At 33.9% G+C, this 548-nt stretch carries 1 protein-coding gene; it reads left to right on the top strand.

What is annotated here, in order from left to right:
- A partial coding sequence (locus C6368_RS17100) for a DUF4382 domain-containing protein (protein ID WP_159038680.1) occupies nucleotides 1-398 on the top strand: 398 nt, incomplete at its 5' end.
- Between the last annotated feature and the right edge of the window lie 150 nt (nucleotides 399-548).

The following is a 548-nucleotide window of genomic DNA, read 5'->3' as shown; positions in this document are numbered from 1 at the left end:
TAAACATTACTGAAGTTTGGGCGCATTACGCTGGGGACTGGGTTCAATTAGATGCCAACACTGGCTTTTATGATTTATTACAATTACAAAATGGTGTAACTGATGTCCTCACTGACCCTACAGCTATACCTACTGGAAAGATAAATCAATTAAGACTGATTCTTGGCGATGGAAATTATGCTGTTGAACAAGACAGTTTAACTACAACCCAATATCCATTAGAGCTTTCAAGCCAAGATAAAACAGGAATTAAAATAAATGTAAATTCTGAAGTTATGGCCAACCAAACTATGGTTCTTACTTTGGATTTTGACGCTGGTAGTTCCATTATAGAAACTGGAAATGGTCAATATAAATTAAAGCCTGTCATTAAAGTTGAAGAGATAATTTATTTGTAAAAAATATTAGCAGATTAATTAAACTAGCATCATTGACATCGCCTCAAATGCCCTCTTCAAAGACTATCCAACAGGTTCAATGTATTCTGCTTCAAAATTTGGATTAAGAGTAATCACATAATGCTGCAAGGAGAACTTAGAAAAAACAAT

This window comes from Brumimicrobium mesophilum, from assembly GCF_003025005.1.
In the GTDB taxonomy this organism is placed as follows: Bacteria; Bacteroidota; Bacteroidia; order Flavobacteriales_D; family Crocinitomicaceae; genus Brumimicrobium; species Brumimicrobium mesophilum.
This window is presented reverse-complemented; position numbering and strand designations above follow the sequence as displayed.